The sequence below is a fragment of the Undibacterium sp. Ji49W genome (assembly GCF_049340205.1).
Lineage (GTDB): Bacteria > Pseudomonadota > Gammaproteobacteria > Burkholderiales > Burkholderiaceae_D > Undibacterium.
Window position 1 is genome coordinate 1 of record NZ_JBMPOW010000052.1, and the last position, 588, is coordinate 588.

The window sequence follows — 588 nt, forward strand, 5'->3', positions numbered from 1 at the left end:
ACCCAGTGTGGTGCCCAGCTGGTACGCCAGCTTGCCTTTGCGTCCTGCTATTTCAAACGGTACCCCTACCGAAACGTAGGATTTGGGGCTGAAGTAGCCGCCGTGTCCATAGGTGAAGTAGCGCAGGTTCTTTTGATAGAAGAAGGAGGTCAGGCCGAGCCCGGTGGTGAAGCTGAAGTCTTTGGTTTTGTACGCTCTCCAGTAGGCGCCTGCTCCAAATTCGGCCATGGTGTTTTTGGCGACGTTTTTACCGGTCAGTCCATAGTAGCCAAGGTTGGCGTAGACGCCGCCGTCTTCTCCATCGTAGGAGGTGTCGAGTTTGATGCCGCTGCGGGTGACGCCACCCCAGGTGAGTCCATAGAGGCTGTCTTTGGCTCCGGCATAGGAGAGGTAGCTGTCGGTGACTGAGCGACGGGCGATTTCTATGCCGAGGCTGGCGCCATCATCGGATCCACTCCAGCGCAGGCCACCAACGACGTTCTGGACGGGGAAGCCGATGGGGCTGGAGCCGATGTCGGCGCGTACGCCTGCCAGTTCATAACTGAGGTTGAGGGCGACGCCTTTGGCTTCCTGATCGAGGGTAGCGAC

General features: G+C 58.7%; 1 protein-coding gene. It reads right to left on the reverse strand.

Going from position 1 to position 588, the window contains the following annotated elements:
• On the reverse strand, positions 1–588 hold a 588-nt coding region (locus tag ACO0LK_RS26985), incomplete at both ends, for a cellulose synthase subunit BcsC-related outer membrane protein (RefSeq protein ID WP_422980607.1).